The 25525-nt window shown below is 66.5% G+C and carries 37 protein-coding genes; all 37 read right to left on the bottom strand.

Annotated elements, in window-relative coordinates; translation table 11 throughout:
- Window positions 1–70: 70 nt before the first annotated feature.
- The gene (map, locus tag EY822_RS08505; RefSeq protein ID WP_150307876.1) at window positions 71–916 is read right to left on the bottom strand and encodes a type I methionyl aminopeptidase; all 846 of its coding nucleotides are present in this window, start codon (window positions 914–916) and stop codon (window positions 71–73) included.
- Window positions 913–1503: an adenylate kinase gene (locus tag EY822_RS08500; RefSeq protein WP_150307875.1), complete on the bottom strand. Its 591-nt coding sequence runs from the start codon at window positions 1501–1503 to the stop codon at window positions 913–915. Before EY822_RS08500 ends, map begins: the two co-directional genes overlap by 4 nt.
- Entirely contained in the window at window positions 1500–2822 is a 1323-nt protein-coding gene (gene secY / locus EY822_RS08495) for a preprotein translocase subunit SecY (RefSeq protein WP_150307874.1), read from the bottom strand. The genes EY822_RS08500 and secY overlap by 4 nt, the downstream gene beginning before the upstream one ends.
- Before the next feature lie 115 nt (window positions 2823–2937).
- Window positions 2938–3465, bottom strand: coding sequence for a 50S ribosomal protein L15 (rplO, locus tag EY822_RS08490; protein ID WP_227497144.1), 528 nt, complete (start codon window positions 3463–3465; stop codon window positions 2938–2940).
- The gene (gene rpmD / locus EY822_RS08485) at window positions 3462–3650 is read right to left on the bottom strand and encodes a 50S ribosomal protein L30 (protein WP_150307873.1); all 189 of its coding nucleotides are present in this window, start codon (window positions 3648–3650) and stop codon (window positions 3462–3464) included. Before rpmD ends, rplO begins: the two co-directional genes overlap by 4 nt.
- Window positions 3650–4345, bottom strand: coding sequence for a 30S ribosomal protein S5 (rpsE, locus tag EY822_RS08480; protein ID WP_150307872.1), 696 nt, complete (start codon window positions 4343–4345; stop codon window positions 3650–3652). Before rpsE ends, rpmD begins: the two co-directional genes overlap by 1 nt.
- A complete protein-coding gene (gene rplR / locus EY822_RS08475) occupies window positions 4342–4713 on the bottom strand; it encodes a 50S ribosomal protein L18 (RefSeq protein ID WP_150307871.1) in 372 nt (123 codons plus the stop codon). The genes rpsE and rplR overlap by 4 nt, the downstream gene beginning before the upstream one ends.
- A 2-nt stretch (window positions 4714–4715) precedes the next feature.
- Window positions 4716–5252: a 50S ribosomal protein L6 gene (gene rplF / locus EY822_RS08470; protein ID WP_150307870.1), complete on the bottom strand. Its 537-nt coding sequence runs from the start codon at window positions 5250–5252 to the stop codon at window positions 4716–4718.
- A 7-nt stretch (window positions 5253–5259) separates the two neighbouring features.
- On the bottom strand, window positions 5260–5658 hold the full coding sequence (gene rpsH, locus EY822_RS08465; RefSeq protein ID WP_150307869.1) for a 30S ribosomal protein S8: 399 nt from the start codon (window positions 5656–5658) through the stop codon (window positions 5260–5262).
- Window positions 5659–5767: 109 nt separating this feature from the next.
- A complete protein-coding gene (rplE, locus tag EY822_RS08460) occupies window positions 5768–6364 on the bottom strand; it encodes a 50S ribosomal protein L5 (RefSeq protein WP_150307868.1) in 597 nt (198 codons plus the stop codon).
- Window positions 6364–6723 carry a 50S ribosomal protein L24 gene (gene rplX / locus EY822_RS08455; RefSeq protein ID WP_150307867.1) on the bottom strand — a complete coding sequence of 120 codons (360 nt, stop codon included), beginning with the start codon at window positions 6721–6723 and terminating at the stop codon, window positions 6364–6366. The genes rplE and rplX overlap by 1 nt, the downstream gene beginning before the upstream one ends.
- A 2-nt stretch (window positions 6724–6725) precedes the next feature.
- The gene (rplN, locus tag EY822_RS08450; RefSeq protein ID WP_150307866.1) at window positions 6726–7094 is read right to left on the bottom strand and encodes a 50S ribosomal protein L14; all 369 of its coding nucleotides are present in this window, start codon (window positions 7092–7094) and stop codon (window positions 6726–6728) included.
- A gap of 30 nt (window positions 7095–7124) precedes the next feature.
- On the bottom strand, window positions 7125–7439 hold the full coding sequence (gene rpsQ / locus EY822_RS08445; protein WP_150307865.1) for a 30S ribosomal protein S17: 315 nt from the start codon (window positions 7437–7439) through the stop codon (window positions 7125–7127).
- The gene (rpmC, locus tag EY822_RS15565; RefSeq protein ID WP_150307864.1) at window positions 7439–7789 is read right to left on the bottom strand and encodes a 50S ribosomal protein L29; all 351 of its coding nucleotides are present in this window, start codon (window positions 7787–7789) and stop codon (window positions 7439–7441) included. Before rpmC ends, rpsQ begins: the two co-directional genes overlap by 1 nt.
- On the bottom strand, window positions 7789–8208 hold the full coding sequence (gene rplP, locus EY822_RS08435; protein ID WP_150307863.1) for a 50S ribosomal protein L16: 420 nt from the start codon (window positions 8206–8208) through the stop codon (window positions 7789–7791). Before rplP ends, rpmC begins: the two co-directional genes overlap by 1 nt.
- A gap of 2 nt (window positions 8209–8210) precedes the next feature.
- Window positions 8211–8996 carry a 30S ribosomal protein S3 gene (gene rpsC / locus EY822_RS08430; RefSeq protein WP_150307862.1) on the bottom strand — a complete coding sequence of 262 codons (786 nt, stop codon included), beginning with the start codon at window positions 8994–8996 and terminating at the stop codon, window positions 8211–8213.
- A complete protein-coding gene (rplV, locus tag EY822_RS08425) occupies window positions 8996–9400 on the bottom strand; it encodes a 50S ribosomal protein L22 (RefSeq protein ID WP_150307861.1) in 405 nt (134 codons plus the stop codon). Before rplV ends, rpsC begins: the two co-directional genes overlap by 1 nt.
- A gap of 24 nt (window positions 9401–9424) precedes the next feature.
- Entirely contained in the window at window positions 9425–9706 is a 282-nt protein-coding gene (gene rpsS / locus EY822_RS08420) for a 30S ribosomal protein S19 (protein WP_150307860.1), read from the bottom strand.
- 12 nt (window positions 9707–9718) lie between these two features.
- Window positions 9719–10558: a 50S ribosomal protein L2 gene (gene rplB, locus EY822_RS08415; RefSeq protein WP_150307859.1), complete on the bottom strand. Its 840-nt coding sequence runs from the start codon at window positions 10556–10558 to the stop codon at window positions 9719–9721.
- A gap of 30 nt (window positions 10559–10588) precedes the next feature.
- Complete coding sequence (rplW, locus tag EY822_RS08410; RefSeq protein WP_150307858.1) at window positions 10589–10888, bottom strand: 50S ribosomal protein L23; 300 nt, start codon at window positions 10886–10888, stop codon at window positions 10589–10591.
- Complete coding sequence (rplD, locus tag EY822_RS08405) at window positions 10885–11559, bottom strand: 50S ribosomal protein L4 (protein WP_150307857.1); 675 nt, start codon at window positions 11557–11559, stop codon at window positions 10885–10887. The genes rplW and rplD overlap by 4 nt, the downstream gene beginning before the upstream one ends.
- 3 nt (window positions 11560–11562) lie before the next feature.
- Window positions 11563–12216, bottom strand: coding sequence for a 50S ribosomal protein L3 (gene rplC / locus EY822_RS08400; RefSeq protein WP_150307856.1), 654 nt, complete (start codon window positions 12214–12216; stop codon window positions 11563–11565).
- Window positions 12217–12223: 7 nt separating this feature from the next.
- The gene (gene rpsJ, locus EY822_RS08395) at window positions 12224–12532 is read right to left on the bottom strand and encodes a 30S ribosomal protein S10 (protein ID WP_017201594.1); all 309 of its coding nucleotides are present in this window, start codon (window positions 12530–12532) and stop codon (window positions 12224–12226) included.
- 568 nt (window positions 12533–13100) lie between these two features.
- Window positions 13101–13643 (bottom strand): hypothetical protein, encoded by a 543-nt coding sequence (locus tag EY822_RS08390; protein ID WP_150307855.1) that lies wholly within the window; start codon window positions 13641–13643, stop codon window positions 13101–13103.
- Window positions 13640–14098: a type IV toxin-antitoxin system AbiEi family antitoxin domain-containing protein gene (locus EY822_RS08385; protein ID WP_227497143.1), complete on the bottom strand. Its 459-nt coding sequence runs from the start codon at window positions 14096–14098 to the stop codon at window positions 13640–13642. Before EY822_RS08385 ends, EY822_RS08390 begins: the two co-directional genes overlap by 4 nt.
- Window positions 14099–14378: 280 nt before the next feature.
- Entirely contained in the window at window positions 14379–15347 is a 969-nt protein-coding gene (locus EY822_RS08380; protein ID WP_150307853.1) for a DNA topoisomerase IB, read from the bottom strand.
- Window positions 15348–15491: 144 nt separating this feature from the next.
- Window positions 15492–15704: an antitoxin gene (locus EY822_RS08375; protein WP_150307852.1), complete on the bottom strand. Its 213-nt coding sequence runs from the start codon at window positions 15702–15704 to the stop codon at window positions 15492–15494.
- A 167-nt stretch (window positions 15705–15871) separates the two neighbouring features.
- Window positions 15872–17065, bottom strand: a complete 1194-nt coding sequence (gene tuf, locus EY822_RS08370) for an elongation factor Tu (RefSeq protein WP_150307851.1) — start codon at window positions 17063–17065, stop codon at window positions 15872–15874.
- Window positions 17066–17180: 115 nt separating this feature from the next.
- A complete protein-coding gene (fusA, locus tag EY822_RS08365) occupies window positions 17181–19295 on the bottom strand; it encodes an elongation factor G (RefSeq protein WP_150307850.1) in 2115 nt (704 codons plus the stop codon).
- Between the two features lie 117 nt (window positions 19296–19412).
- The gene (rpsG, locus tag EY822_RS08360) at window positions 19413–19883 is read right to left on the bottom strand and encodes a 30S ribosomal protein S7 (protein WP_150307849.1); all 471 of its coding nucleotides are present in this window, start codon (window positions 19881–19883) and stop codon (window positions 19413–19415) included.
- Window positions 19883–20257: a 30S ribosomal protein S12 gene (rpsL, locus tag EY822_RS08355; RefSeq protein ID WP_150307848.1), complete on the bottom strand. Its 375-nt coding sequence runs from the start codon at window positions 20255–20257 to the stop codon at window positions 19883–19885. The genes rpsG and rpsL overlap by 1 nt, the downstream gene beginning before the upstream one ends.
- A gap of 396 nt (window positions 20258–20653) precedes the next feature.
- Entirely contained in the window at window positions 20654–21790 is a 1137-nt protein-coding gene (locus EY822_RS08350; protein ID WP_150307847.1) for an ECF transporter S component, read from the bottom strand.
- 327 nt (window positions 21791–22117) lie between these two features.
- Window positions 22118–22894, bottom strand: a complete 777-nt coding sequence (locus EY822_RS08345; protein WP_150307846.1) for an amino acid ABC transporter ATP-binding protein — start codon at window positions 22892–22894, stop codon at window positions 22118–22120.
- Window positions 22881–23546, bottom strand: coding sequence for an amino acid ABC transporter permease (locus tag EY822_RS08340; RefSeq protein ID WP_150307845.1), 666 nt, complete (start codon window positions 23544–23546; stop codon window positions 22881–22883). The genes EY822_RS08345 and EY822_RS08340 overlap by 14 nt, the downstream gene beginning before the upstream one ends.
- A gap of 2 nt (window positions 23547–23548) precedes the next feature.
- Window positions 23549–24400, bottom strand: a complete 852-nt coding sequence (locus tag EY822_RS08335; RefSeq protein ID WP_150307844.1) for an amino acid ABC transporter substrate-binding protein — start codon at window positions 24398–24400, stop codon at window positions 23549–23551.
- A gap of 91 nt (window positions 24401–24491) precedes the next feature.
- Window positions 24492–24962 (bottom strand): hypothetical protein, encoded by a 471-nt coding sequence (locus EY822_RS08330; protein ID WP_150307843.1) that lies wholly within the window; start codon window positions 24960–24962, stop codon window positions 24492–24494.
- 78 nt (window positions 24963–25040) lie between these two features.
- Window positions 25041–25454, bottom strand: coding sequence for a CBU_0592 family membrane protein (locus tag EY822_RS15405; protein ID WP_227497142.1), 414 nt, complete (start codon window positions 25452–25454; stop codon window positions 25041–25043).
- Window positions 25455–25525: the final 71 nt, after the last annotated feature.

Here is a 25525-nt window from a genome sequence, read left to right as displayed (position 1 = left end):
AGGCTCAGGGACCGAGGCGCACGTTGATACGGTCCCTGAGCTCGTCGAAGGGACGCCCTGCAAGGCGCAGTTATCGGGGCACCACCGGGACGATGCCGAACGGCGCCAGATCGGCGGCGCCACCGTCGGTCGCGGTGAGCACCCAGATGCCGTCGGCGTGCACCGCGACGGAATGCTCCCAGTGCGCGGCCATGCTGCCGTCCACGGTCGCGACCGTCCAGTCGTCGTCCCGCACGAGCGTGTCGGCGCTCCCGGCCGTGATCATCGGCTCGATCGCCACCACCAGTCCCGGCTTCACCACGGGGCCCTTGGCGCGCACGCGGTAGTTGAACACCGGCGGTTCCTCGTGCATGGTGCGACCGATGCCGTGACCGATGTAGTCGGTCAGGATGCCGTACTCCCCCTGCGACTCGACGAAGTCCTCGATGGCTTCGCCCACCTCGTTGAGGTGCCGCGCCGTGGCGAGTCGGGCGACGCCGTGCCAGAGGGCGCCACGGGTGACGTCGGACAGCGTCCGGCGCTCGGCCACCACATCCTCGCGGGTCGGATCCGGCAGCACCACGGTCATGGCGGAGTCGCCGTTCCAGCCGTCGATCTCCGCACCGCTGTCCACGGACACGGTGTCTCCGGGCTGGAGCACGCGCGAGCCCGGGATGCCGTGCACGACCTCGTCATTGACCGAGGTGCAGACCGTATGCCGGTATCCCGGAACCAGCTGGAAGTTGGATCGCCCGCCGACCGCTCGGATGGCCGCGTCGGCGGCGGCGTCGAGTTCGAGCGTCGTGACGCCCGGGGCGAGGATGTCGCGGACGGCGGACAGCGACGCCGCGGTCGCGAGACCGGGGGCGATCATCCGGCGCAGGTCGTCGGGCGTCTTGTAGATGCCCTTGGCGCGCAGGGGGCCGGGTCGGCTCACCGCACGGGCACGGCGATGCCGTGACCGGTGAGGGCCGAGATGATCCGGTCGGTGACCTCGTCCACGGTGCCGAGGCCGTCGATCTTCACGAGTCCGCTCCGGCCCTCGTACACGTCGATGAGCGGGGCGGTCTCGCGGGCGTAAACCTCGAGGCGGTGGCGGACCACGTCGTCGTTGTCATCGCTTCGCCCCTGCTCCGAGGCGCGCTTGCGCAAACGGGCGACCGTCTCTTCCGGGTCGGCCACCAGTTCGACGACCGCGTCGAGCGCGGTGTCATGGCTGGCGAGGAACGCGTCCAGAGCCCGCACCTGGTCGGTCGTGCGCGGATACCCATCGAGCAGGAACCCGTGCTGGGCGTCGTCCTCCGCGAGGCGGTCGCGCACGAGCGCGTTGGTCAGCTCGTCGGGCACATTGTCACCCGCGTCGATGTAGCCCTTGGCGAGGGTGCCGAGCTCGGTCTGGTTGCGCACGTTCGACCGGAAGATGTCACCGGTCGAGATGGCGGGGATGCCGTAGGCCTCGGAGAGGCGCACGGCCTGCGTGCCTTTACCCGCGCCGGGCGGGCCGATCAGGAGGAGACGGGTCACCGGAGAAGTCCTTCGTAATGGCGCTGCTGCAGCTGCGAGTCGATCTGCTTGACCGTCTCGAGCCCGACGCCGACGATGATGAGGATGCTCGCGCCACCGAACGGGAAGTTGGCGTTCGCGCCGACGAGGGCCAGGGCGATGAGGGGGATTAGCGCGATGAGGCCGAGGTAGATGGACCCCGGCAGGGTCACGCGGGTGAGCACGTAGTCGAGGTACTCCGCCGTGGGCCGACCCGCACGGATGCCCGGGATGAAGCCGCCGTACTTCTTCATGTTGTCCGCGACCTCCTCCGGGTTGAAGGTGATGGCCACGTAGAAGTAGGTGAATCCGATGATCAGGGCGAAGTACAGCGCCATGTACAGCGGGTTGTCGCCGCTCGTGAGGTTGTCGGTGATCCACTGAACCCACGGCTGCGGCGCCTCGCCGGCCGGCGGCTGGTTGAACTGCGCGATCAGCGCGGGGAGGTACAGGAGCGACGACGCGAAGATGACCGGGATGACTCCCGCCATGTTCACCTTGATCGGGATGTAGGTGTTGTTGCCGCCATAGGTCCGGCGCCCGACCATCCGCTTGGCGTACTGGACGGGGATACGACGCTGCGACTGCTCGACGAATACGACGAGTGCCACGATCACGAGGCCCACCGCGAGCACGAGCAGGAAGATCTCGAAGCCCTGGCTCTGCGAGATGGCCCAGAGGGACGTGGGGAACGTGGCCGCGATCGAGATGAAGATGAGGAGCGACATGCCGTTGCCGATGCCGCGCTCGGTGATGAGCTCGCCCATCCACATGATGAGGCCCGTGCCGGCGGTCATGGTGATGACCATGAGCATGATGGCGTACCAGGCGTCATTCGTGATGAGCTGCGTGCACTCGGGAACGTTGGTGCTGCCGAAGAGCGATCCGCTGCGGGCGACGGTGATGAGAGTGGTCGACTGGAGCACACCGAGCGCGATGGTGAGGTAGCGGGTGTACTGCGTCAGGGTCGCCTGGCCGGACTGACCCTCCTTGTGCAGCGTCTCGAAGTGCGGGATGACCACACGGAGAAGCTGCACGATGATCGACGCCGTGATGTACGGCATGATGCCGAGCGCGAACACCGACAGCTGGAGCAGAGCACCGCCGCTGAAGAGGTTGACCATCTCGTAGAGGCCGGACGTGCCCTGGTTCGCCGCGAGGCAGGATTGCACATTGCCGAAGTCGACGAAGGGCGCAGGGATGAACGACCCGAGGCGGAACAGGGCGATGATGCCCAGCGTGAAGCCGATCTTTCTGCGGAGGTCTGGCGTGCGGAAAATCCTCGCAACGGCGCTAAACAAAAGGCGTCCTGCTTTCCATTGGGTACAAACATGGGCGACCGGTGTGTACCGGTCGCCCAGGTGTCGCGCTGTGAAAGGACTCCGGGTGGTCGGCGAACCGACCACCCGAGATGACCTACTTTACGGAGCCACCTGCGGCTACGATCTTCTGCTCGGCTGAACCCGAGACCTTGTCGACCGCAACGCTCAGCTTAACCGCAATGTCGCCCTGCCCAAGAACCTTGACCTTCTCGTTCTTGCGAACGGCACCCTTGGCGACAAGGTCGGCCACGGTGACGTCGCCACCCGAGGGGTACAGTTCCGCGAGCTTGTCGAGGTTGACGACCTGGTACTCCACGCGGAACGGGTTCTTGAACCCGCGCAGCTTCGGGGTACGCATGTGCAGCGGCATCTGGCCACCCTCGAAACCGATGCGCACGGTGTAGCGCGCCTTGGTTCCCTTGGTACCGCGACCAGCGGTCTTGCCCTTGGAGCCCTCACCGCGACCGACGCGGGTGCGTGCGGTCTTGGCGCCGGGGGCGGGGCGGAGGTGGTGGACCTTGAGGACCTGGTCGCGGGACTCCGCGACCTGGCCCTTCCGTGCGGTTCCCGCGGAGTCGGCCGAAGGGGTCGACTCAGCGGCGGGGGTGTTGATGTTCGTCATGAGTTGATCTCCTCAACCTTCACCAGGTGAGCGACAGTGTTGACGTAACCGCGGTTCTGCTTGTTGTCCTCGCGGACGACGGTCTGACCGATGCGTCGGAGACCGAGGCTGCGGAGCGTGTCGCGCTGGTTCTGCTTCTCACTGATTCTGGACTTGATCTGCGTGACCCTGAGCTGTGCAGCCATCAGGCACCTGCCTTCGCTTCGGCCTCGGCGCGCAGCAGGCGCGCCGGGACAACGTGGTCGACCTCGAGGCCGCGACGTGCGGCGACCGCACGGGGCTCCTCGAGCTGCTGGAGAGCAGCGACGGTCGCGTGCACGATGTTGATCGTGTTCGACGAACCGAGCGACTTGCTCAGCACGTCATGGATGCCGGCGCACTCGAGCACGGCGCGCACCGGGCCACCGGCGATAACACCGGTACCACCCGAGGCGGGACGCAGCAGGACGACGCCCGCGGCGGCCTCACCCTGCACGGGGTGCGGGATGGTGTTGCCGACGCGGGGAACGCGGAAGAAGTTCTTCTTCGCCTCTTCGACGCCCTTCGAGATGGCCGTGGGGACCTCGCGGGCCTTGCCGTAACCGACGCCGACGAGTCCGTTGCCGTCTCCGACCACGACGAGCGCGGTGAAGCTGAAGCGACGGCCACCCTTGACGACCTTCGACACGCGGTTGATGGTGACGACGCGCTCCAGGAACTGGCTCTTGTCGGCATCGCGCGAGTTGCGGTCCTTGTTGGGGTTGCGCTCGCGGCCACCACGACGGGCCTCGCGGGGCTCGTTCTGGGCGGGCGCGCTCGAGGCGGCGGTCTCCACCGGCGTCTCGGTCACCGCAGCCACGTCGGGCTCTTTGGTGTCAACGTTCTCAGGAACAGTGCTCATAGCTTCAATCCGCCCTCTCGAGCTCCATCGGCGATGGCCGCAACGCGTCCTGCGTAGCGGTTACCACCGCGGTCAAATACGACGGCCTCGATACCGGCCTGCTTGGCGCGCTCGGCGACGAGTTCGCCGACCTTGCGGGCCTTGGCGGTCTTGTCACCGTCGAACGTGCGCATGTCCGCCTCGAGCGTCGATGCGGACGCGAGGGTGAAGCCCTTGCTGTCGTCGACGACCTGCACGAACACGTGACGCGCCGAACGGGTCACGACGAGACGGGGGCGAACCTCGGTTCCCACGACCTTCTTGCGAAGGCGAAGGTGCCTGCGGCCACGGGCGGCAGACTTGCTCTTTCCTCTAACTCCGAGAGCCATGGTTACTTACCACTCTTTCCGGCCTTGCGGCGAACAACTTCGCCGGCGTAGCGGACTCCCTTGCCCTTGTAGGGCTCGGGCTTGCGAATCTTGCGGATGTTGGCGGCGACCTCGCCCACGGCCTGCTTGTCGATGCCGCTCACGGTGAGGCGGTTGTTGCCCTCGACGGTGAAGGTGATGCCGGCGGGCGGCTCAACGGACACCGGGTGGGAGAACCCGAGCGCGAACTCGACTCCGGCACCCTTGGCGACGACGCGGTAACCGGTACCGACGATCTCGAGGCCCTTGGTGTAGCCCTGGGTGACGCCGACGATCTGGTTGGCGATGAGGCTGCGCGTGAGGCCGTGCAGCGAGCGCGACTCGCGCTCGTCGTTGGGACGCGTGACCAGAACCTGGCCATCAGCGACCTCAACCGCGATGGGGCTGGCGACGGTCAGACCGAGCTCGCCCTTCGGGCCTTTGACGGAGACGGCCGAGCCGTTCACCGAAACGTCGACCCCGGCAGGGATCTCGATGGGAAGTCTTCCAATACGTGACATGACGGAGTTACCACACGTAGGCGAGGATTTCCCCACCCACGCCCTTCTTCGCTGCCTGGCGGTCCGTGAGGAGCCCCGAGGAGGTGGACAGGATCGCGACGCCGAGGCCGCCGAGAACGCTGGGGATCTCGGTGGACTTCGCGTAGACGCGGAGACCGGGCTTCGACACCCGCTTGATGCCGGAGATGGAGCGCTCGCGGTTGGGACCGTACTTGAGGTCGAGCGTCAGCGTGCTGCCGACGCGGGCGTCCTCCACCTTCCAGGCGGAGATGTAACCCTCCGCCTTCAGGATCTCGGCGATGTTGGACTTGAGCTTGCTGTTCGGCAGCGACACGGTGTCGTGGAACGCCGAGTTAGCGTTGCGCAGTCTGGTCAGCATGTCTGCGACCGGATCTGTCATTGTCATGAGGAGTGGTGCCTTTCTCGCCTGGTTTCGTCATCCGTTACACGGAAATGCCGACCTGTGGTGGTTATGGTGCCCGACCGGATTGCCCGGCACCGGTGGTGCTTCGGTGCTACGCGCCGGCGTTCTCGGTGGACTGGAACGGGAACCCGAGCTGGCGCAGCAGGGCGCGTCCCTCTTCGTCGTTCTTCGCCGTCGTGACGACGGTGATGTCCATTCCGCGAACGCGGTCGACGCGGTCCTGGTCGATCTCGTGGAACATGGACTGCTCGGTGAGACCGAAGGTGTAGTTGCCGTTGCCGTCGAACTGCTTCGGGCTGAGCCCGCGGAAGTCGCGGATACGGGGAAGCGAGAGCGAGAGCAGCCGGTCGAGGAACTCCCACATGCGGTCGCCGCGCAGCGTGACGTGGCAGCCGATGGGCTGACCCTCGCGGAGCTTGAACTGGGCGATCGACTTGCGGGCCTTCGTGACCTGCGGCTTCTGGCCGGTGATCTTGGTGAGGTCTGCGACCGCACCGTCGATGATCTTGCCGTCACGGGCAGCCTCGCCGACACCCATGTTCACGACGATCTTCACGAGGCTCGGCACCTGGTGCACGTTCGTGAGACCGAGGTCGGTCTTCAGCTTGTCCGAGATCTCGGACTTGTACTTCTGCTTCAGGCGGGGCTGCACCTTGACAGCCTGCGCGGCAGTAGTCGTGTCGGTCATTACAGGTCCTTACCTGACTTCTTGGCGTAGCGAACGCGAACGGTCTTGGAGACGCCGTCCTTGACCTGGGTCTCGGTGCGGAATCCGACGCGCGTGGGCGTCTTGGTCTCCGGGTCGACGAGCGCCACGTTGGATACGTGAATGGGTGCCTCGAAGGTCTCGATGCCACCGGTCTTCGTGCCGCGCTGCGTCTGGCCGACGCGCGAGTGCTTGGTGACGAAGTTGATGCCCTCGACCACGACGCGGTTCCGCTCGACCTGCACGTCGATCACTCGACCCTGCTTGCCGCGGTCTCCGCCTCGGGCCTGCGTGCGCCCGGTGATGACCTGAACCAGGTCACCCTTCTTGATGTTTGCCATGACTAAATGACCTCCGGTGCCAGCGAGATGATCTTCATGAACTTCTTGTCGCGAAGCTCGCGACCGACCGGTCCGAAGATGCGGGTGCCGCGGGGCTCGCCGTCGTTCTTCAGGATCACTGCGGCGTTCTCGTCGAACTTGATGTAGGAGCCGTCCGAACGACGTGTCTCCTTCTTGGTGCGAACGATGACGGCCTTGACGACCTCACCCTTCTTGACGTTGCCGCCGGGGATCGCGTCCTTGACGGTGGCGACGATGACGTCGCCGAGGCCGGCGTAGCGACGACCCGAACCACCGAGCACGCGGATGGTCAAGATCTCCTTGGCACCGGTGTTGTCGGCGATCTTCAGGCGAGATTCCTGCTGAATCACTGTGTTTCCTCCTTCAAAGCAAGCCGAGGCTTACTTTGCCTTCTCAAGAATCTCGACGAGGCGCCAGCGCTTGGATGCACTGAGCGGTCGGGTCTCGCTGATGAGGACGAGGTCGCCGATGCCGGCGGTGTTCGCCTCATCGTGGGCCTTGACCTTGGACGTGCGGCGGATGACCTTGCCGTAGAGGGGGTGCTTGACGCGGTCCTCGACCTCGACGGTGATGGTCTTCTCCATGCGGTCGCTCGTGACGTAGCCGCGACGGGTCTTGCGGTAGCCGCGCGATCCGGCGTCCTTGACGTCGTGCTCCGCCGACTCGTGGCCGGTGGCTTCCTGTGCCTGTGCCATTACTTGGTCTCCTCGGCAGTCTCGGTCGTCTCTTCGACGGTGGTCGAAGAGTCGGCCGTCGTCGACGCGTCGGCCTTCTTGGACTTCTTCTTCTTCTCGGCCGGGGCCGGGGCCTCGATCGGGGCGGGGGTGGCCCGAATGCCGAGCTCGCGCTCACGGAGCACCGTGTAGATGCGGGCGATGTCGCGCTTGACCGCGCGCAGGCGCCCATGACCCTCGAGCTGACCGGTGGCCGACTGGAAGCGCAGGTTGAACAGCTCCTCCTTGGCCTTCTTCAGCTCTTCAGCGAGTCGCTCGTCCTCGAACGTGTCGAGCTCGGTGGGAGCGAGCTCCTTGGATCCGATCGCCATTATGCGTCACCCTCTTCGCGCTTGATGATGCGTGCCTTCAGGGGCAGCTTGTGGATTGCCCGGGTGAGTGCTTCGCGGGCGACGGTCTCGTCCACGCCACTGAGCTCGAAGAGCACGCGACCCGGCTTGACGTTCGCGACCCACCACTCGGGGCTACCCTTACCGGAACCCATGCGGGTTTCGGCGGGCTTCTTGGTGAGCGGGCGGTCGGGGTAGATGTTGATCCACACCTTTCCACCACGCTTGATGTGACGGGTCATCGCGATACGAGCGGACTCGATCTGGCGGTTCGTCACATAGGCAGGCGTGAGCGCCTGGATGCCGTATTCACCGAAGCTGACCTTGGTGCCACCGGTGGCCTGGCCGCTACGACCGGGGTGGTGCTGCTTGCGGTGCTTGACCCTGCGTGGAATCAACATGGTTATGCCTCAACTCCTGCTGCCGCGACGGGTGCTGCTGCCGCGTCCGTGCGTGGAGCGCTCCCGCGGCGGGGACGGTCGCCATCGCGTCCGTCACGTCGCTCGGGGCGCGATGACTTCTGGTTGGCCTGCTCGCGGGCAAGCTCCTTGTTGGTGATGTCGCCCTTGTAGATCCACACCTTCACGCCGATGCGACCGAAGGTGGTGCGCGCCTCGTAGAAGCCGTAGTCGATGTTCGCGCGAAGGGTGTGCAGCGGCACGCGACCCTCGCGGTAGAACTCGGAGCGGCTCATCTCCGCGCCGCCGAGGCGACCGGAGACCTGGATGCGGACACCCTTGGCTCCGGCGCGCTGGGCGCCCTGGAGGCCCTTGCGCATCGCACGACGGAACGCCACGCGGGCGCTCAGCTGCTCGGCGATGCCCTGGGCCACGAGCTGGGCTTCGGCCTCGGGGTTCTTCACCTCGAGGATGTTGAGCTGGATCTGCTTGCCGGTGAGCTTCTCGAGGTCGGAGCGGATGCGCTCGGCCTCGGCGCCACGACGACCGATCACGATGCCCGGACGGGCGGTGTGGATGTCGACGCGGACGCGGTCACGGGTGCGCTCGATCTCGATACGCGCAACGCCGGCGCGGTCGAGCGAGGTCTTCAGCAGCGTGCGGATCTTGACGTCCTCGGCGACGAAGTCGCTGTAACGCTGTCCGGACTTCGTGCTGTCGGAGAACCAGCGCGACACGTGGTCGGTGGTGATACCGAGACGGAAACCGTACGGGTTTACTTTCTGGCCCACTAGTTGGTCCTCGCCTTCTTCTTGCTCGAGCGGGTGGACGGTGCGTCCACCTCGTCCGGCGTGTTGAGCACGATCGTGATGTGGCTGGTGCGCTTCAGGATCTGGAATGCCCGACCCTGTGCGCGGGGCTGGAAGCGCTTGAGCGTGGTGCCCTCGTCGACGAAAGCCTTCGTCACGATGAGGTCCTGCTCGTCCAGGAAGCTGTTCGAGGCGTCGGCCTTGACCCGTGCGTTCGCAATGGCGGACGCGACGAGCTTGTAGACGGGCTCGCTCGCGGCCTGCGGGGCGAACTTCAGGATCGCGAGCGCCTCGTGCGCCTGCTTGCCGCGGACCAGGTCAACGACACGCCGGGCCTTCATGGGGGTGACGCGGATGTGTCGCACGCGTGCGATCGACTCCACCATTTCTCTCCTCCTTACGTCACCGCGTTAGCGGCGACGACCCTTCTTGTCGTCCTTCTCGTGTCCACGGAAGGTGCGGGTGGGCGCGAACTCGCCGAGCTTGTGGCCCACCATCGTCTCGGTGACGAACACCGGGATGTGCTTGCGTCCGTCGTGCACCGCGATGGTGTGTCCCAGCATTGCGGGGACGATCATCGAGCGGCGCGACCAGGTCTTGATTACGTTCTTGCTCTTGGCTTCGTTCGCCGTGACCACCTTGCGGAACAGGTGGTCGTCAACGAAGGGGCCCTTCTTGAGACTGCGTGGCATCGTCTACAACTCCTACTTGCGCTTCTTGCCGGCGGTACGGCGACGAACGATGAGCTTGTCGCTTTCCTTGTTCGGGTGACGGGTGCGGCCCTCTTTCTGGCCCCAGGGGCTGACCGGGTGGCGTCCACCGGAGGTCTTGCCCTCACCACCACCGTGCGGGTGGTCGACGGGGTTCATGGCGACACCACGCACGGTCGGGCGGATGCCCTTCCAGCGGTTGCGGCCGGCCTTGCCCCAGTTGATGTTCGACTGCTCGGCGTTGCCGACCTCGCCGATGGTGGCGCGGCAGCGCGCGTCGACGTTGCGGATCTCGCCCGACGGCAGACGGAGCTGCGCGTAGGGGCCGTCCTTGGCGACGAGACGAACCGAGGCACCGGCAGAGCGGGCCATCTTGGCGCCGCCGCCCGGCTTCAGCTCGATCGCGTGGATGACCGTACCGGTGGGGATGTTGCGCAGCGGCAGGTTGTTGCCGGGCTTGATGTCGGCTCCGGCACCCGACTCCACGATGTCGCCCTGGCTGAGTCGCTCGGGCGCGAGGATGTACCGCTTGGTGCCGTCCACGAAGTGGAGCAGTGCGATGCGCGCGGTGCGGTTGGGGTCGTACTCGATGTGAGCGACCTTGGCGTTCACGCCGTCCTTGTCGTTGCGACGGAAGTCGATGACGCGGTACTGGCGCTTGTGGCCACCACCGATGTGACGGGTCGTGATGCGGCCCTGGTTGTTGCGGCCACCGCTCTTGGACAGCGGGCGCAGCAGCGACTTCTCGGGCGTCGAGCGGGTGATCTCTGCGAAGTCCGCGACGGACGAGCCGCGACGGCCGGGCGTCGTGGGCTTGTACTTACGAATAGCCATGTGTCTGTATCCTCTTGATCCCGGTCGCCGCTAGCCGACTGCCGTGAAGATGTCGATGGAACCGGACTTGAGCGTCACGATCGCACGCTTGGTGTCCTTGCGCTTGCCGATTCCGAACTTGGTGCGACGGGTCTTGCCCTTTTTGTTCAGGGTGTTGATCGACGCGACCTGCACGTTGAAGATCTTCTCGATGGCGAGCTTGATCTCGGTCTTGTTCGAGCGCGGGTCCACCTCGAAGGTGTACTTGCCGGCGTCGATCAGGCCGTAGCTCTTCTCGGAGACCACCGGCGAGATGATGACGTCGCGGGGGTCCTTGTTGATGGCGCTCATGCGCTGACCTCTTCCTGACCCTCGGCGGTGCCGTTGGCCGTCTTGCTGCTCACGAACGCGTCGAACGCGGCACGCGTGAAGACGATGTCGTCGCTGACGAGCACGTCGTAGGCGTTGAGCTGGTCGTGCGGGAGCACGTGGACCGTCGGGATGTTGCGGACGCTGCGGTAGCCGAGCTCGTCGTCACGCTCGAGCACGATGAGAACGTGCTTGGAGGTGGCAATGCCGGCCAGCAGCTCGACGACGATCTTCGTCGAGGGCGTGTCGCCGTCGAAGAGGCTGTCGATGACGTGGACGCGTCCACCACGGGCGCGGTCGGAGAGGGCGCCGCGCAGTGCTGCCGCGATCATCTTCTTCGGGGTGCGCTGGTCGTAGCTGCGCGGCGTCGGTCCGTGGACGATGCCACCACCGGTCATCTGGGGGGCGCGGATCGAGCCCTGACGAGCGCGACCGGTTCCCTTCTGCTTGAACGGCTTGCGGCCGGCTCCGGACACCTCGCCACGACGCTTGGTCTTGTGCGTGCCCTGGCGGGCGGCGGCGAGCTGCGCGACGACGACCTGGTGGATCAGCGGAACGTTGGTCTGAACGTCGAAGACCTCGGCGGGAAGGTCGACCGAGCCGGCCCTCTCACCCTTGGCGTTGACGACGTCGATCTGGGTTGCGGTTGCCATGAACTACTTCCCCTTCACTGCGTTGCGGACGAATACGATGCGGCCGCGAGCGCCGGGAACGGCACCCTTGACCAGCAGGAGACCGTTCTCGACATCCACGGAGTGGACGGAGAGGTTCATGACGGTGACGCGCTCGCCACCCATGCGGCCGGCCATGCGCATGCCCTTGAACACCCGGCTGGGGGTGGAGGACGCGCCGATGGATCCGGGCTTGCGGTGGTTGCGGTGCGCACCGTGCGATGCCGAGACACCCTTGAAGTTGTGACGCTTCATGACACCGGCGAAGCCCTTGCCCTTGCTGGTGCCGACGACGTCCACCTTGGAGCCGGCTTCGAACACGTCGACGCCGATCTCCTGACCGAGGCTGTACTCACCGGCGTTGGCGGTGCGCACCTCGGTGAGGTGGCGGCGGGGCGTGACGCCCGCCTTGTCGAAGTGACCGGTGGCGGGCTTGTTCGCCTTGCGGGGGTCGATCTGGCCGTACGCGATCTGGATCGCGGTGTAGCCGTCGACCTCGGGCGTGCGCACCTGGGTGACGACGTTCGGAGTGATCTGGACGACGGTGACGGGGATGAGCTTGTTGTTCTCGTCCCACACCTGGGTCATGCCAAGCTTCGTGCCCAGCAGACCGTTGAAAGTCTTGGTAGCAGTAGACATGGTTCCCTTAGAGCTTGATCTCGATGTTGACGTCGGCCGGAAGGTCGAGGCGCATGAGCGAGTCGACGGCCTTCGGGGTCGGGTCGACGATGTCGATCAGACGCTTGTGGGTGCGCATCTCGAAGTGCTCGCGGCTGTCCTTGTACTTGTGGGGTGAGCGGATGACGCACACCACGTTCTTCTCGGTCGGCAGCGGCACGGGGCCGACGACCGTTGCACCCGCGCGGGTCACCGTGTCGACGATCTTGCGTGCCGAGGTGTCGATGACCTCGTGATCGTATGACTTAAGTCGGATGCGGATCTTCTGTCCCGCCATGTCTGACTCTCTCTCGTTCAAGCGTCGTGCGGCAGTCAGCCGTATTGGACGCGTTTAGTAGCACTACTTCTGTTGCACCACTGTTGTTCTGTCAATATCTGGGAAGCGGTCGGAATCTCTCCCGGGCCGCTCCCGACATCCGTATCCGTTTCGCGAACGGCACAGGCATGCGGATTCCAGGGCTGCTGGGCATGCTGCGGGGAGTCGATTAAGCTGTGCTCTGCTGCCCGCGGCCTAGCCTGCATGGTCCGCTTCCGCGAACTCTGTTGCGACTATGCACTGCCTGGCAGTGATCCGAACTCCTGAGGCGCCTGTCTGCACGCAGACTGCACCCTGGACCGGAATGTTGAACTAGACGAGTTTGCCACATCGGTTCCCTACGTGCAACCCGGGCGTGTCGCGGGTTCGGTCGCGTCTTTCCGCGGCGCCGTGCGGTGCTCTGGTGGGGTGCCGTGCTCGCGGTGCTTACGCTCCGATGCGCCGCCGCTTCGCTCAATCGCCCGCGAATCAACGGGGGCTATTGACGAAAACCGGCGCGCGTTCGTTGAGGGGACGCCGATCGAGTCCGTCAGCCGGGAACGGGGAGCCCCGCCTCGGTGAGGATGCGCCGGAGGCGGTCCGGATGAGTGAGGTCGTCCCAGCCCCACCGAGCGAATGACGCGCCCGTGGCCGCCCGCAACCGGTCCTCGCGGCGCTTCTCGTCGTACACCACCTGCCCCGCTGTTCGACCGTTGCGCAGGTCGGCATTCAGGTACTTCCCCTTGCCGTCGAACTCGCCGAGGACGTGCCATTCCGGCCACGCGAAGTCCGGGTAGTACCGGGAGCCGTCCCACATCCGGTGCTCCTCCTGCAAGCGCGGAACCGGCGCGCCGAGTTCGTGCATCACCACTCGCGACAGGGACTCCCCCGGGCTCTCGGCCAAGGGATCCGCGAACGCGAACACCCTGGCTGCGCGGGAGTGGCCGCGGGAGGGCGAGTTCAGCGCGAGGGTGCCGCTCAGCGACTCCCGGGTGGTGAGCCTCTCGCGCAGGGCTGCGTCGACCGACGCAACCGCGACGCCGAACGGTGCGAGACGGGCAAAATCGATCAGGGTGCGCTCGACCGTCGTCACGGTGAGCTGGCCGAGGCGCGCGATATCCGAGAGGGCGATCCCGGTGCAATGCCGCCGGATCCCGGTGTCGAGCGCCCGCCCGTTGACTGATCCGTGGTGATGGACACCTCCGTCGGCAGCGGCAGGAGGGTGGCGATGCCGTGCACGGCCGCGGCCGACCAGTGGGAGAGCACGACGTGCGGGCTCTGCTCCGCCACCGCGAAGACCCGCATGAGGTGGCGTTCCCGGTCGTCCAGGCCGTCCCAGACGTAGCGGTCGCAGAACGCACCGCGCCGCACCCGCACCATCTCACCGCGAAGCACCGCTCTCCGACACTGCTGGGGATCGATGCCCCGGCGAGCGAGTGAGCGCGTGGTGAGCAGGGCGAGCGGTCGCTCCGGCGCTGCTGCGGCGACCGGTCGCTCCGGGGCTGCTGCCCGTCGCTTGTCACGGGGCCGGGGAACGAAGGGGCGCATGCGATCACCCTCCGGCATGCGTCTTCCGGTGCGGGGCGGTCAGAGGCATCCGTGCGGAACGTCCCGCGCCCACCTGCGGAGGAGGAACGGTCTCGTGCGGGTGGGTCCCGCGCCCGTTGCGCTCTCGCGCCGCGTGTCCGCTTACTCGCGCCGCCCAATCCGTCGATCGCCGCGGTTGATTCGCGGGCGATTGAGCGAAACTAGAGCGCGTGGCGCGACGGCGCCGCGACGGCGCGGGGACGGGCGTGGGTGCGCGGCGGGCGCGCCGGCGGCGGGCGGGTCAGTCGTAGAGGAGGGCGCGGAGCTCCGATTCGGCCGAGGCGAGACGGTTCGGGTCGATGGTGCGCCCGTGCACGTACTCGTCCACGATGCGAGGGTCGACGTAGCTGCTCTTCGCGATGGTGGGCGTATTGCCCAGCACCTCCGCGGCGTCGCGCATCGCCTGGGCGAGCGCCCGGGTGCGGCCGGACTTGGTCCTCTCGGGACCGTGCTTGGCCAGACTGATGGCGGCGGCGATGGTGCCGTGCAGCGTGCGGAAGTCCTTCGCGGTGAAGGCGCCACCGGTGCGCTCTCGCACGTACTCGTTGACCGCGCTGGCATCCACCGGGCGCCACGTCTTGCCCGTCTTGTAGGCCAGCAGTCGCGCCTGGGCCCCGCGGCGCTTCAGGCTTCGGACGACGGATGCGAGATCGGGGTCGGTGATGTCGGATTCCCACTCCTGCCCGCTCTTCGCCGGGAAGTTGAGGTGCACGGTGGTACCGCTGACGGTGGCGTGCGAGCACAGCAGCGTGGTCAGGCCGTGACTGCCGTTCGACTCGGCGTACCGCTCCGACCCGACTCGCAGCGAGCCGGTGTCGAGCATCCGGAACGCCGCGGCGAGGGCGCGGCTCTCGGTGGGCTCCGGACCGCGCAGGTCCATGGTCACCCGGCGACGTGCTGCGGGCAGGGCTTCGGCGAGCATGAGGGCACGATCGAACTTGACCCGGTCCTTCTGCTCCCGCCAGGTCGGATGGTAGATGTACTGGCGCCGGCCGGCGGCATCCACCCCCATCGCCTGGATGTGCCCGTTGGCGTACGGGGCGATCCACACATCGGTCCACGCGGGCGGGATGGCGAGTTTCTCGATGCGGGCGCGCAACTCGGCGTCGGCCACCGCGCCGCCCTTCGGATCCCGGTAGCTGAATCCCGTACCGGACCGCACTCGCTTGTAGCCTGCGCCGGAGGAATCGCTTCGACGCAAACGAACCATAGGGAGAAACTACGCTCCGGTGCCTGAACGTGCGGCGGGATCCGGCTCGAAGCACCGCGGACGCGGGACTCGCTTCGTCCGACGACCGAACGGCCCCTCCCCCGCGAAGGGAAGGGGCCGTACGTCGTTGTCGAGCACGCGTGCCTACTCGTTCCCAATCCGCTTGTCGGCCGCGTTCCGCGCCTTGGTGATCTTGTCCGTGTGCTTGCCGCCGGTCGCCTTGTTCACGGCGTCGGACAAGCCGCCCAGCACCTTGTCGCTGGTGCCTTCGGCCTTCTCGCTCTTCAGGGTTTCCTGGACCTTCGGGTTCCTCAGGAAGCTCTGGGCCTTTCTGCCGATGTTGCCGAATCCTGCCATGGTGACTCCTTCTCCGTCGGGTCCCTTGGGGTGGAGGGGACACATCCATTGTGCCCTCCCCTGGCGCGAGTCACCCGAGTGACGAGCGCAGGGGGCCCGCACCGGGAACGAAAAAGGGCCGGACCCGAAGGTCCGACCCTGTTCCGAGAAGTCTCGAGGAACCGAGACTACTTGACGATCTTCGTGACCGTTCCGGCGCCGACGGTGCGGCCACCCTCACGGATGGCGTAGCCGAGGCCCTCCTCCATGGCGATGGGCTGGATCAGCTCAACGGTCATGTCGGTGGTGTCGCCGGGCATGACCATCTCGGTGCCCTCGGGCAGCGTGATGACGCCGGTGACGTCGGTGGTGCGGAAGTAGAACTGCGGACGGTAGTTCGCGTAGAACGGGTTGTGACGCCCACCCTCATCCTTGGACAGGATGTACGCCGTGCCCTCGAACACCGTGTGCGGCGTGACCGAACCCGGCTTGACGATGACCTGGCCGCGCTCGACGTCCTCGCGCTTGGTGCCGCGGAGCAGCAGACCACAGTTCTCGCCGGCCCATGCCTCGTCGAGCTGCTTGTGGAACATCTCGATACCGGTCACCGTGGTCTTGACGGTGGGACGGATGCCCACGATCTCGACGTCGGAGTTGATGGCGAGGGTTCCGCGCTCGGCGCGACCCGTGACGACGGTTCCACGACCGGTGATCGTGAAGACGTCCTCGACGGGCATGAGGAACGGCTTGTCCTTGTCGCGGACGGGCTCCGGGATGGACTCGTCGACGGCATCCATGAGCTTGACGATTTGCTCGACCCACTTCTCGTCGCCCTCGAGCGCCTTGAGGCCGGAGACCTGAACCACGGGGGCGTTGTCGCCATCGAAGTCCTGGCTGGAGAGCAGCTCGCGAACCTCGAGCTCGACGAGCTCCAGGATCTCCTCGTCGTCGACCATGTCGGACTTGTTCAGCGCGACGAGCAGGTACGGCACGCCGACCTGCTTGGCGAGCAGAACGTGCTCACGGGTCTGAGCCATCGGGCCGTCGGTGGCGGCGACCACGAGGATCGCGCCGTCCATCTGAGCGGCACCGGTGATCATGTTCTTGATGTAGTCAGCGTGACCAGGGGCATCCACGTGAGCGTAGTGACGCTTGGGCGTCTCGTACTCGACGTGCGAGATGTTGATCGTGATGCCGCGCTGGCGCTCCTCGGGAGCGGAGTCGATCGACGCGAAGTCGCGCTGCACGTTGGTCTTCGACGGGTACTTGTCGGCAAGGACCTTGGAAATCGCTGCGGTCAGCGTGGTCTTTCCGTGGTCAACGTGACCGATCGTTCCGATGTTTACGTGCGGCTTGGTCCGCTCGAACTTGGCCTTCGCCACTGTGGGTCCTCCTCAGGACTCGGGGGTAGGGCATCCGACTGGTTTCCGGATGCTCTACGGGTTGGAGTGTGTACTTATGTTACTCGGGGCGTTGGAGCCCGTCGTGTCGTTAGGGCTATTCGCCCTTGTTCTTCTGAACGATCTCCTCGGCAACAGCCTTGGGGACCTCGGAGTAGCTGTGGAACGCCATCGAGTACACGGCGCGACCGGAGGTCTTGGACCTCAGGTCACCCACGTAACCGAACATCTCCGACAGCGGGACGTTGGCCTTGATGACCTTCACACCGCTCGCGTCCTCCATGGACTGGATCTGGCCGCGACGGGAGTTCAGGTCGCCGATCACGTCGCCCATGTATTCCTCGGGCGAACGCACCTCGACGGCCATGAGCGGCTCGAGCAGCACGGGCTTCGCCTTGCGCACGGCCTCTTTGAATGCCATCGATCCGGCGATCTTGAACGCCATCTCCGAGGAGTCGACGTCGTGAGCCGCACCATCGAGCAGTGTCGCCTTCACGCCCACCATGGGGTAGCCGGCGAGAACACCTACGCGCAGGGCGTCCTGGATACCCGCGTCCACGGACGGGATGTACTCCCGCGGGATGCGACCACCGGTCACCTTGTTGTCGAACTCGTAGGTCGTCTCGGCCGTGATCTCCAGCGGCTCGATCTTGATCTGGATCTTCGCGAACTGACCCGAACCACCGGTCTGCTTCTTGTGCGTGAAGTCGTGCTTCTCGACGGTTCCGCGGATCGCCTCGCGGTACGCGACCTGGGGCTTGCCCACGTTCGCTTCCACGTTGAACTCGCGCTTCATCCGGTCGACGAGGATGTCGAGGTGCAGCTCGCCCATTCCCTTGATGACCGTCTGGCCGGTTTCCTGGTTCTGCTCGGTGCGGAACGTCGGGTCTTCCTCGGCCAGCTTCTGGATCGCGGTGCCGAGCTTCTCCTGGTCGGCCTTCGTCTTCGGCTCGATGGCCACCTCGATGACGGGCTCCGGGAAGGTCATCGACTCGAGCACGATCTGCTCGTTCGGGTCGCACAGGGTGTCGCCCGTGGTCGTGTCCTTCAGTCCGATGACCGCGTAGATGTGACCGGCGGTGACGGAGTCGACCGGGTTCTCCTTGTTGGAGTGCATCTGGAAGATCTTGCCGATGCGCTCCTTCTTGCCCTTGGTCGAGTTGATGACCTGCGAGCCGCCCTGGATGGTGCCGGAGTACACGCGCACGTAGGTGAGGCGACCGAAGAAGGGGTGAACCGCGACCTTGAACGCCAGAGCCGAGAACGGCTCGGTGGAGTCGGGCTTGCGGATGATGATCTGCTCCTCGTCGCGCACGTCATGGCCCTCCATGGGCGGCACGTCGAGCGGGCTGGGGAGGTAGTCGATGACGGCGTCGAGCATCGGCTGCACACCGCGGTTCTTGAATGCGGAACCGCAGAGCACGGGGTAGATGTCGCTGTTGACGGTCAGCTTGCGGATCGCAGCCTTGATCTCGGCGACGGTGAGCTCTTCGCCACCGAAGTACTTCTCGAGCAGTGCGTCGTCGGTCTCGGCGACGGTCTCGAGCAGCGTGGCCCGGTACTCGTCGGCACGGTCCTTGAGGTCCGCGGGGATCTCTTCGATGGTGTACTTGGCACCCATCTCGACGTCACCCTTGGAGTCGCCGCGCCAGGTGAGGGCGCGCATCTCCACGAGGTCGACGACACCCTCGAAGTTGCTCTCGGAACCGATCGGCAGCTGGAGAACCAGCGGCTTGGCGCCGAGACGGTTGATGATGGTGTCGACCGTGAAGTAGAAGTCGGCGCCGAGCTTGTCCATCTTGTTGACGAAGCAGATGCGCGGCACGTCGTACTTGTCCGCCTGGCGCCACACGGTCTCCGACTGGGGCTCCACGCCCTCCTTGCCGTCGAATACCGCGACAGCACCGTCGAGCACGCGGAGCGAACGCTCCACCTCGACCGTGAAGTCGACGTGACCCGGGGTGTCGATGATGTTGATCTGGTTCTTGTTCCAGAAACAGGTCGTCGCGGCCGACGTGATCGTGATGCCGCGCTCCTGCTCCTGAGCCATCCAGTCCATCGTTGCGGCGCCGTCGTGCACCTCACCGATCTTGTGAGTGATACCCGTGTAGAACAGGATGCGCTCGGTGGTGGTGGTCTTGCCGGCGTCGATGTGAGCCATGATGCCGATGTTGCGGACCTTGTTCAGGTCGGTGAGCACGTCCTGTGCCACAGATATCCTCCGAAAGGGGTTGTGTATGAGTGCTGGGGAGGGAGCGCGAGCCGTGACTGCGGGCTCCCCCGATGCCTGGCCGGCGTTCCCGCTCGGGCGGGTGCCGGGGTCAGCGGGTTACCAGCGGTAGTGCGCGAACGCCTTGTTCGACTCGGCCATCTTGTGGGTGTCTTCGCGGCGCTTGACCGCGGCACCGAGACCGTTCGACGCGTCGAGGATCTCGTTGGTGAGACGCTCGGTCATCGTCTTCTCGCGGCGCGACTTGGCGTAGGTGGTGAGCCAGCGCAGCGCGAGCGTGTTCGCGCGGTGCGGCTTGACCTCGATCGGCACCTGGTAGGTGGAACCACCGACGCGGCGCGAACGCACCTCGAGCGCGGGGCGCACGTTGTCGAGGGCCTTCTTCAGCGTGACGACGGCATCCGCGCCGTTCTTTGCTGACACGCCGGCGAGGGCGTCGTAGACGATCTTCTCGGCGAGGCCCTTCTTGCCATCAAGAAGGATCTTGTTGACGAGCTGGCTGACGATGGGTGCGCCGTAGACGGGATCTGCGACGACGGGGCGCTTGGGGGCTGGACCCTTACGAGGCATTACTTCTTCTCCATCTTCGCGCCGTAACGGCTGCGAGCCTGCTTGCGGTTCTTGACAGCCTGGGTGTCGAGGGCGCCGCGGACGATCTTGTAGCGAACACCGGGGAGGTCCTTCACACGACCACCGCGGACGAGCACCATCGAGTGCTCCTGCAGGTTGTGGCCTTCGCCCGGGATGTAGGCCGTGACTTCCTGGCCGTTGCTCAGCTTCACGCGAGCGACCTTGCGAAGCGCCGAGTTCGGCTTCTTCGGGGTGGTGGTGTACACACGCGTGCACACGCCGCGCTGCTGGGGGTTGGCCTTGAGGGCGGGCGCCTTGGTCTTGACGACCTTGGGGCTGCGGCCCTTGCGGACCAACTGCTGAATGGTTGGCACTACGTGACTCCTTGTGTGCTGCACGGTGACAGCGGGTTGATGGTTAGCATTCGACGAGTCCGACGCGCGGACTTCCGCCAAGTTCATCTGGACCGGCCCGATGCGCCACCCGGATGAGAACATCCGGTTGGTCGATCGGAACTGGTATGCCGTGGGGGCCGGCCGAATGGCCGAAACCCGAAGTGTGGAACGGAGTCGAGTGCTCGCCGCCATCGTGTAGGCACGGGTCGAGCGCACGACAAAGCGCACACCTAGACAAGAATAGCCGCCGGAAATACTGCGGTCAAATGGTCGCGGGTGATGCTCAGCCCGTCGTCCGGGACTCGCCCGCCACGCATCGACCCGGTCGAACCGATGCGTCTCGCGCCACGACGTCGTGCCGGGCGGTCGGCGCGCTCAGGCGCCGGACATCCCCGCCAGCTGTCGGTCGTACTCGGCGCGCGCCTCCGCGTTGCGTGCCTTCACGGTGCGGCCGCGTGCACTGATGGCCGCCCCCGCCCAGATCACGATCTCGCGGGCGAGCACGGCGGCGAGGATCCCGTCGGGGAACGTGCTGACGCGCTGCACGACCAGCGCCGCCTCGGCGGGCGTCAGCTGCACGAAGTCCTGCTGAATGAGCCGGGCGCCGATGTACGCCGCATACACGATGAGGGCGACGGGGAACCCGCCGAGCACGAACGCCCACCAGTTGGCGCGGTTGAGGATCAGGACGAGCAGGGCGAACGCTCCGAAGAAGACGAGCACGGGGATCCAGAAAACCGGCTCCGCCACGTACCGAGCGAGCAGCGCGTCGAACGGGGCGGGGTTCGTGATGCTCGCGAGGAGCGCGGCTCCCACGGCGAAGAGCAGTCCGAAGACGAGTGCGGAGAGGAGCGCGATGAGCAGGCCGACGCCGCGGTTGCTCTTCTTGTGCGGCGGCGGCGAGTTGTGCACGTACTGAGGGCCGGACTGCGGTGACGGCGCGGCGACCGGTACGGCGGGTGCGACGACGGTCGGCGCCGCGACAGTCGGCGCGGTCGGCGTCGCGCCGGCGGCGACGGATGCGCCAGCGGCAGCGGATGCCGCCGACACGGGTGCGGCTCGCATGGGTGTGGTCGGTGCGTTTCCGTCGTCATCGCCGGACGGGTCGACGGACTCGTACCAACCGGCATACCGGTTGTCGGCGGGTTCGTCGTCCGCCGGCGAGGTGACGATCGTCTCCGTGGGCGAGGTGACCGGGTGGTCCGAGGAGTCCGCCTCGTCCGCCGAGCGGTTCCCGGGCCATGCCGCCTCTGCGGAAGACGAGTCGGGGTTGAGCAGCGGGGGCTCCGCGGTGGGCACTTTCGGCGCCGCGTTGACGGCGAGCGTCTCGTCGGGAGCGTGCTCCACCGCGGCGCGTTGCGCGTCGGGCCCGGTCGGCCCGTCGGCATCGGTGCGGCGCACGTCGTCAGCACTCACGGGAACCGCGCGCGAGGTGAACTGCGCCGATCCGTCGTCCGGGGTCGCACGGTCATCGGAGTCGCGGGGGTGCCCCGGGAGTCGGTCGTCGCTCATGGGGTCACTGTAGCAACGGGGCGTGTCGGCATCCGGATGCCCCGCCGCTGCCATCCGCCCGCGGCCCGTGGTGGTGCAACGTCCCTTCGACAGGCTCAGGGACCGGATGGGAACCACCCGACGCGACCCCACGGTCCCTGTGCTCGTCGAAGGGACGCACGCAGGCAGGCCGTCCCTTCGACAGGCTCAGGGACCGGGACGGTATGACCCGACGCGACCCCACGGTCCCTGAGCTCGTCGAAGGGACGCACGCACGCAGGCCGTCCCTTCGACAGGCTCAGGGACCGGGACGGGGACCGGCGATGAGACAGGCTCAGGGACCGCGGGTCAGAAGGGGTTGAGCAGGCGGTGCAGGAACTGGCGGGTGCGCTCGTGCCGCGGGTTCTTGAGCACCTCGGTGGGGGTGCCGTGCTCCACTACCACGCCGTCGGCCATGAACACGATCTCGTCGGCTACCTGCCGGGCGAACTCGAGTTCGTGGGTCACGATGACCATCGTCCAGCTCTCGTCGGCCAGCTCCTTCATCACCGACAGCACGTCGCCCACGAGTTCGGGGTCGAGCGCCGAGGTGGGCTCGTCGAAAAGCAGCAGCTCGGGTCGGAGGGCGAGCGCCCGCACGATCCCGACCCGCTGCTGCTGGCCGCCCGACAGTTCGAACGGATAGGCGTCCCGCCTCTCCAGCAGCCCCACGCGGCGCAGCAGTTCGTCCGCATCCGCTTCGGCCTCCGCCCGCGGGCGCTTCTGCACCTGCACCGGGCCCTCGATCACGTTCTCGATCACCGTCTTGTGCGGGAAGAGGTTGTAGTGCTGGAACACCATGGCGGATCGGTCGCGCAGCGATGCCAGCGCGCGCTTGCCCACCGGGGCGGAGAAGTCGAGGGACAGCTCGCCCGCGATGTCGACCGTGCCGCCGTCGGGCACTTCCAGGCCGTTCAGGCAGCGCAGCACCGTCGTCTTGCCCGACCCGCTCGGTCCGATGAGCGCGACCACCGTGCCCCGTCGCACGATCAGATCGATCGACTTCAGCACCTCGGTGTCTCCGAAGCTCTTGTGCAGGCCGCGCACGGTCAGCACCGCCTCGGCGACCGGCTCAGTGGGCGACATAGCGGTCCAATCGGGTCTCGATGCGGCCCTGAGCGGTGGACAGCACCAGGCAGATCACCCAGTACACCAGAGCGGCCTCGAGATAGAGAAGCATGAACTCCTGGCTGAACGCCGCCACCTGCTGCGCCACCCGGAAGAGTTCGGTCACCGTGATGAGCGATGCCAGCGACGAATCCTTCACCAGGCTGATGAACGTGTTCGAGAGCGGCGGCACGCTCACCCGCGCCGCCTGCGGAAGGATGATGCGCCGCAGCGTGGTGGACGACGACATGCCGACCATGTAGCCGGCTTCCCACTGGCCGCGCGGCACCGACAGGATGGCGGCGCGGATCACCTCGGCGGCGTAGCCACCGACGTTCATCGAGAACGCGATCACCGCGCACGGCCACGCCGGGACCACGATTCCGATGGAGGGCAGACCGTAGAAGATCACGAACAGCTGCACGAGCAGCGGCGTGCCCCGGATCACGGAGATATAGAAGCGGGCGATCGCCGACACCACGCGCACCTTCGACAGGCGCATCAATGCGATGCCGAGGGCGATGGCGAGCCCGATGACGAAAGAGACGACCGCCAGCGGAATTGTCCCGGTGATCCCGCCCAGCACGATGGGGCCGAGAGAATCCCAGAACAACTCCGAGTCGGTGCGCATCGTTACTGCGAAACGTCCTCGCCGAAGTACTTCTCGCTGATCGAGGCGAGCGTTCCGTCGGCGGTGAGCTCCTCGAGCGCGGCGTTGACGGCATCCACCAGTTCGGTGCTGCCCTTGCGGAACGCGAAGGCGCTGAGCGACGGGTCTTCCGTCTCGGCGGCGACCTTCAGCCCCGCGTCACCCTGCTGGTTCTGGTACTCGAGCAGCGTGAGCTTGTCGTTGATGGTGGCGTCGACGCGACCCTGCACGAGCAGTTCGACGGCCTGGGCGAAGCCCTCGACCGCCTCCACGTCCGCACCGTTCTCCTCGGCGAGCGCGAACCAGTTGCTGGTGAGTGACTGCGCGGACGTCTTGCCCTCCAGGTCGGCGAACCCGGCGATGTCGGTGTTATCGGCGGCGACGATGAGCACGCCGGGCGAAATCGTGTACGGGGTGGAGAGCTCGTAGGCCTCCTGCCGCGCGGGATTGATCGAGATCTGGTTGGCGATCATGTCGAAGCGACCCGCCTCCAGGCCGGCGAAGATGCCATCGAACTGGGTCTCCTCGAACTCCGCCTCGACGCCGAGCTTTTCCGCGACCGCCTCGGCCACCTCCACGTCGTATCCGACGAGGGGACCGCTGCCGCCCTCGTGGAAGCTGAAGGGCGCGTAGGTGCCCTCGGTGCCGACCGTGATGACTCCGGCGTCGCGCACGCTCTCGAGCGTCGTGCCCGAGGCGTCCGCGTCGCCACCGTTCGCGTCGCCACCGGTGCTACCGGTGCTGCCGGTGCCACCCGCGGAGCAGCCGGTGAGCGTGAGAGCGAGAGCCGCGACGATGCCGGCACTACGGAGTCGGGAGGAGAACGCGCGCGTCATAGGGTTCCTTGCGTCGAGGGGAATGGCGAGCCGCCACTGTCCCGAACCGACGCCGACTGGCGATTATTCCGACGCGGCACCGAGAATGCCGTCACCACAGGGTGTCCTGGCCCGGATCGGGCCGGTTCACCGACATGCCCACCTCGATCTCCAGTTCCATCAGCCGGTTGTCGACGAAGCGGCGAACTGCGGCGCCGATCGCGTCGGAGTGACGATTGAGGTCGTTCCACAGCGCGAGATCCACGGCGACGATGATGTCGTCTTCCCGCTCGCCGTAGTCGACGAAGCTCGGCACGCCGAACGGGCCGCTCGCATGGCGCGGGCCGTAGGTTTGCTCGTGCACCCGCAGGCGGGCTCCGCAGAGCGCCTCCTCCCTCGCCTCGCCGAGATCGACGAGGAGGGGGTGCACCGCGGCATGCGGCGCGTCCTGCGGAATGGCGGGATGCGCGGCGAACGGCGATTCCGAGCAGAAGCGGCAGCCGTCACGCTCGGGCTGCACGGCCGTCGCGGTGGAGCTTGCAAGCGAGAAGTCCGCCCACACGCGGATCACGTCCTCGAGCATGCGCATCCTTGATCGGCGTGACCCCGCGCCGGCCGACGCGGGGTTTCACCCTAACGCCGGAACCGCCGTTCCGAGCGGCTAACGCGCGGGAACCGGCACGATCGAGATGGGAGCGGTGAGCGCCGACGCGAACTCCTTGAGCGGCGTGGTCACCAGAGGCACCAGGCCGGTGACCGGTTCCGGATTCGGCGCAGGAGAAAGGTCGAGGACCTGCTCCGGAGCAGGATCCGTTACCGTTGCCGCTGCCGTGGCTTTCGGGGACCGGGCGAGCCGCACCAGGGCACCCAGCGCGATGGCCGCCCACACGACGTTGACCATCGTGGACGGAAGAGCGCCGTGTGCGGCCACGTTGATCGAGACGAGCAGCGCGCCGCTCAGGTTGGAGAGCTGATAGATGCGTCCGTTGCCGATGCGACCGGAGGAGAACAGGCCGTATCCGGCCAGGATGATGATGGAGCCGGCCCAGCCTGCTACCTCGATGACGACGCCCATTACTCCTTCTCGATGGTGACCGTGCGCGGGCGCGCGAAAGTCCCGGGAGTCCCGAGACACGTGGATTTTCC

This window comes from Planctomonas psychrotolerans, assembly GCF_008642235.1.
Taxonomy (GTDB): domain Bacteria; phylum Actinomycetota; class Actinomycetes; order Actinomycetales; family Microbacteriaceae; genus Planctomonas; species Planctomonas psychrotolerans.
Note: the sequence above shows the minus strand (reverse complement) of the source record. Positions and strands in the feature narration are given on the sequence as shown.